At 43.7% G+C, this 5,203-nt stretch carries 7 protein-coding genes; 1 reads left to right on the top strand and 6 read right to left on the bottom strand.

What is annotated here, in order from left to right; genetic code table 11:
• Positions 1 to 144: 144 nt before the first annotated feature.
• From AB7U36_RS17770 to AB7U36_RS17760, 3 genes are all read right to left on the bottom strand, one after another.
• On the bottom strand, positions 145 to 273 hold the full coding sequence (locus tag AB7U36_RS17770) for a hypothetical protein (protein WP_428161013.1): 129 nt from the start codon (positions 271 to 273) through the stop codon (positions 145 to 147).
• Positions 274 to 404: 131 nt separating this feature from the next.
• On the bottom strand, positions 405 to 2,174 hold the full coding sequence (locus AB7U36_RS17765; RefSeq protein WP_428161012.1) for a PAS domain-containing protein: 1,770 nt from the start codon (positions 2,172 to 2,174) through the stop codon (positions 405 to 407).
• Positions 2,171 to 2,926 (bottom strand): PAS domain-containing protein, encoded by a 756-nt coding sequence (locus AB7U36_RS17760; protein WP_428161011.1) that lies wholly within the window; start codon positions 2,924 to 2,926, stop codon positions 2,171 to 2,173. The genes AB7U36_RS17765 and AB7U36_RS17760 overlap by 4 nt, the downstream gene beginning before the upstream one ends.
• Positions 2,927 to 2,966: 40 nt before the next feature.
• Between AB7U36_RS17760 and AB7U36_RS17755 the strand changes: the two genes are divergently transcribed.
• Positions 2,967 to 3,101: a hypothetical protein gene (locus tag AB7U36_RS17755; RefSeq protein WP_428161010.1), complete on the top strand. Its 135-nt coding sequence runs from the start codon at positions 2,967 to 2,969 to the stop codon at positions 3,099 to 3,101.
• A 515-nt stretch (positions 3,102 to 3,616) separates the two neighbouring features.
• Here AB7U36_RS17755 and AB7U36_RS17750 read toward each other — a convergent pair.
• The 3 genes from AB7U36_RS17750 to AB7U36_RS17740 all read right to left on the bottom strand — a co-directional run.
• Complete coding sequence (locus AB7U36_RS17750; RefSeq protein ID WP_428161009.1) at positions 3,617 to 4,057, bottom strand: Hsp20/alpha crystallin family protein; 441 nt, start codon at positions 4,055 to 4,057, stop codon at positions 3,617 to 3,619.
• Positions 4,017 to 4,472 (bottom strand): PAS domain-containing protein, encoded by a 456-nt coding sequence (locus AB7U36_RS17745; RefSeq protein WP_428161008.1) that lies wholly within the window; start codon positions 4,470 to 4,472, stop codon positions 4,017 to 4,019. Before AB7U36_RS17745 ends, AB7U36_RS17750 begins: the two co-directional genes overlap by 41 nt.
• Before the next feature lie 111 nt (positions 4,473 to 4,583).
• Positions 4,584 to 5,203: hypothetical protein (locus AB7U36_RS17740; protein WP_428161007.1), on the bottom strand; the 620-nt coding region annotated here is incomplete at its 5' end.

The following is a 5,203-nucleotide window of genomic DNA, read 5'->3' as shown; positions in this document are numbered from 1 at the left end:
TGCTGCGGAAACGTCCGCCAACTCACCGGCCCTCGCCTTCAGAAAGCTGGACATGGTGCTCATTTTTTTCGGCAGATAAGACACTTCCGGCGTTACGAATAGAATTCTGGGCTGTTTAAAAATATGATGCATCGGGTTCTCCTATCATTCAAATATTTTGAAAATCAGGTAACCCAGGGCCGGAATACCGGCTGCCCCAGGAATGGTCAGAATCCTGGCCAGAACAATATTCCCCGTCACTCCCCACTTGAACGACAATCGCGGAATGTTCATTTAAAAGAGTTCACCCCATCGATAAGGTATCTGAACTGATATCTTTTTAAAAGATAGAGGGGTTATGATTACAAATCAACACGACAAAAGACTATAAAAAACCATATAAACAAACTATTTAAAATAGGGGATTATTCGAGGGACAGCAGGAATGACCGAAGATTGATTTTTTTATTTTTCAGGTTTGTTTTTGCCCGGATATTATCCCGGTGGCGAGAGACGGTGTGAAAAGAGCAGTTCAGGATTTGCGATATTTCTTTGTTGGATTTTCCCAATTTAATAAGCTGGGCCACATGAATTTCCGTAGGGGTTAAATTGATCAGTTTATCTGATAATTTTTTTGAAAACGGGGAAAGGATATTTTTTAAACGCAATTCCAGAATCTTGATTAGTTCTTCTTGATTTTCTTGTGTCAGGGTGTTTTTCAGATTTTGAATAATTGGGGTAAGCAGTATTTGATAGTTGGCGAATATATTTTGTCCAATTTCCTCTTTATCCAGTTCTCTTCTTTTCAGCAGCACTTTCAATGCGGCATTCATCTCTTTCAGTTCAGCAGCCTTTTGTTCTAATTTCAGCTCGGTTTGCCTGTGCGCAGTAATGTCGATCTGATATTCTAAGACCCGGCAGAGTTGTCCGTTAGGCTCAAATATCGGGAATGCATATGTTTCCATGTTCAGCTGATTTCCCTGATCATCGTAATGTAACAGTTCTCCAATAAAGGGTTTGCCCGTTCGCTTGATTTCCTGAACCGGGCATGGATGGTCATCATCGGTACAAGGCGTGCTCCGATGGTGGGCGACCGCATGGCATTTGAGCCCTATAACCTTTTCCCCGCCGTAAGCATCATTGGCCAGTTCAACGGTATAGTCGCTTGCGTTTATCACGACAAACGGGTTTGTTATCGAATTAATGGTTGTTCTCAGGAACATCTCACTGTGCTTCACTGCCTCTGTCAATCGGACTCGCTCTATGATACGCCCCAATCTTTCCGATATAGTATTCAGCAAACAAGACTCTTCTATCAAAAATGATCCTTCATTAAATGCCGGTCGATTCTCTGTGTAGCACACCGTCATCTGCCCCGCCTTCTTTCCCTGAATGACAATATCACTGGTCTGCATCCATTGCGTTTTCCTAAAACCCTTGGTCTGAAAGATCTGCCCTTCCAGTTCAATGCAAGCTTCCGCGATTCCGGGGAATTGCCACGCCTGGGGAATCATCAAAACTGTTGTTTTCAATACCTCGTTTAAACTGATATCCGGTTTCTCCAACAGGTCGGAAAATCGGAATAAAAGATTCAGCTTCTTGATCCGTTCTTTTAATGCATACTCTAAACGTTTGGACTCGCTGATGTCAGTTAGCGTAACCTGGCAGACGGAAGATTGTCCGGCGTTCTTCGCAATCATAAAATCCAGCCGCGTCCAAAACAGCGATTTGTCATTTCTCAGCATTTGCAGTTCAATGGTCTGGGGTTGACCGGTTTCAAAAACGATTTTCCAGTGGCGGTGGTATCTAAGATAATCCTCACTTAAGATAAACTCAGAGATCGGCCTGTTGATCAGGTCTCTTCGGATCCGGCCGAGCAGGGTGACGGCAGTGATATTGACATCCTGGATGAATCCTTTTTCATTAACAACACAATAGCCCACCGGTGCGAGATTATAAAGGTCGAAATAACGTTTGCGGGAGAGCTCCAGTTCCTCTTGGGCCGCACAGAGTTCATCATTTTGCATTTGCAGCTCAATCTTGTGTACCTCCAGTTCGTGAATCAGTTCACCGATTTCTTCGCGTGACAAGGTTGTAAAATCGTCCGGCAAGGCCCCTGTTTCTTGTTTAATTTTTTTTTCAGCCCGGCGTCTAAGTTCAGAGGCGCTATCGGGTTGGTTATCCTTGTTATTCAAAATGTATCCCTGGTGCGGTAGGGTATGATGCGCATGTTGAACCATCTCCCTTCATCGGTTTGCACTTCGGTTTCAACGGGTGTCAAATACTGCAGGACCTTTTCCAGATCTCTAATCATGTTGTCGTATTTCAGGTTACTGGCAACATGCCGGATAGGCCTGCCGATATCTGTGGGAATGAGGTTGACTATCATCGTGGCTTCAGGTGTAAACCGCCGAACCTGCATGTTATTGTCCACAAAAATATTCTGGATTTCCTCATTGGTTGATTTGAGCTCTTCATTTGACGATTCCAGCTTTTCGATAGTTGTCTGATGACTTTCCCTGGTTGTCTGCAGCTCCCGTTCCAATTCAGCAATGCGCGTTGACGCAAGCGAGGAGTCATCTTTACCGGCGTGGTCCCCTGTTTCGTCCATGGATTCGGATTCGATATCCTCAAAAACCACAAATAACCGTCCGGCAAGCTCATCCGGTTTCTTTAAAGAGCAAACATGCAGATTGATCAGTTGATACTCTCCGTTGGTCTTTACAGACAGTCTTTTCTTGGTTGCTTTAGCAGCCGATGATCGGGCAAGCCTAAGGGCGGCTGACAGTTCTATGCGCAGTCCCTCACGCACCATATCCAGAATGTTGTTGGTGACAGGGCCGCTCGGTGTCTCAAGGTATTTACCGGTCCGGCCCTGTATATTTATGATGTCGCCATCGGGAAAACGGCAGGTCCTTGATAACATTCTGGACGGAAAAGACCACACAATCCCGAATTTCTTTTCGTATACGGTAAAAATCTCCCTCTTGAATGAAGAAACGATTCACACGCTCCTCCCCCAGATCCGCTTTGATACTTCACGGGTAGACACCTTGACGGGCTTTGCTGATGGCCCGGTTGTCAATATGCGTACCAAATATTTGCAGGTTTATCCGGTTTGAAGTCTTGTCAAGGACCTCTTTAAAAGCCATCCCGCTTGTTGGCGGAACTTTTGTAAAAAATGCCTTTAATGCTTCCAATCCCCCGGCGGACGCACCCAATCCCACAACAGGAAATGATTTTAGTGCTGATTTTCTTTCAATACTGCCGGTTGCTTTTTTCCCCTGGGTTTCATGCCTTTTTGATTTCGATTGCGACAATTGGGTTTTTATCCCTTTCTTTTTAGGCCCTGTAACCTATTTTAGCACTTCGCACTTCACTATACCAAAATTATAGGACGGCACAATATTTTTCCGGCCACGGAAGTTTAAAATAAAAAGGGATCTCCTATCACGGATACGTTTGTCCGAACCCGAGAGCAGGAATCGCGCATCTACTCCTCCACGGTCCGATACCAGGCTATAGTTGCTCCGGAACCGGTTTGAATAATTGATCAAGGTGGGGCCGCCCGGGTCAGAACTCCATTCTTCCGGCCCGGGTCGTATTTACACCAATGTTGCGTACAGGCGGTAATAATCTATTTAACAGCGATTTCAATCTGTTTTGGTTTTGATTTTTCTGTTTTCGGCAGGTGAAGCGTCAATATCCCACCCTCAAACTGGGCGTCAACCTGTTCTTCCGTCACATTGTCCGGCAGGGAAAAACTGCGCAGGAACTTACCGTAATGCCGCTCTATTCTGTGGTATTTAGTGTTTTTTTCCTCTTTTTGATGTTTCCGCTCACCGCTGATATTGAGTACACCGTTATCAATGGTGATCTTGATATCCTCCCGTTTGATTTCGGGGATCTCCACCTTGATGGTAAACTCCGAATCAGTCTCGGCAACGTCCGCGCGGGGAGCCCAGTCCCCGGACGCTAAAAGTTCCTGGGTGCCGATTGAAGGTTGGTTCACATGTGTAAGGTACTTGCTGAAAATATTATCGATTTCCCGAAACGGGTCCCATTTGGTCAATTTCATATCTTGTCTCCTTTTTTTTCATCCGCAGTTCACAGACCTGTCGTGTTTTTAAAGTGTCGAGGTCTTTCAAATGCTGGTAGTAGATAATATGGTCTTCTAAAACAATATAATCCGTTATGTGTTTATCCAGAAGAGATGACCTTTCCATCGACAGCATATCTGCAATGGTTAGATTGGCAGCCATTATAATTCCGTTTAAATCAATGGTAAAATCACCAACCGGTGTTGTGTCATAGAGTCGCGTATAGTATATCTTTGATCTCATAAGCTCCAGTTGGGATCGGAGTAGTTCTTTATTCTGCATCTCCAGTTCAATTCTCAGAGTTTGGAGATTCTGAATGAGTTTAAGCCTGTCTTCTGAATCAGCAAGTGGCATGGCAAAATTCGGACTCGTCATTAATAATTCTTCTTTCAACGATAATTGGTTGAAATTTTTAACGCTTTTGCGGCAAGGTCATCCGGCTTCTGACCAGGCATATGACTTGCGATGCGGCTTCTTGAAGAGTGTTTCATGTTTTCCCCTCCGTTACGAAATTAAACCAAAAAATAATCGGGCGTATTCTTTGAACCCTTTTTGCTTGTCCTGCATGTGCATGCAGTTTATCGCCAGAGGTGTCGTAGACGCAGACTTCCATGCTTTTATAGGCCTTGCATTTTTACGAGTAAAAATGGCTGTTTTAACGAGAAAATTGATGTCTCCGATAACCGGTTGAAAATAAATAAAACCATCTTTGACAGTAACCTGCATTTTCAATCCCTGCGTTTTTACCATTTCCCATGCGATGTAAGGCGTTAGATAATAATTGATATTTTTATTTAAAAATTGAATCTGGTGGTTTTCAATTCCATTTAGTTGAAAGCTTTCAATCATTACATCCTGTCCCAAAATTGGATCAAAGGCAGCCATACCGCCTTTTTGCGGCGAATCCGGATTATTGGGAACCACCTCCATCAACATATTATAATGTTCATTATTCTTTTTCAGTGCCAGTGCCAGTGCTTCATGGTCAATAGAGCCAGTTAAATAATCAAGATCTTCAATATTATAAGATATCTTGATTTCCATATTCTTTAATATATCGCCAAATTGATCACAGGTCAGATAGTTGCGGTTTTGGTTTTCCGTGATGTGGAAAATCTGGTTAA

Source organism: Desulfobacter sp. (assembly GCF_050177295.1).
This window is presented reverse-complemented; position numbering and strand designations above follow the sequence as displayed.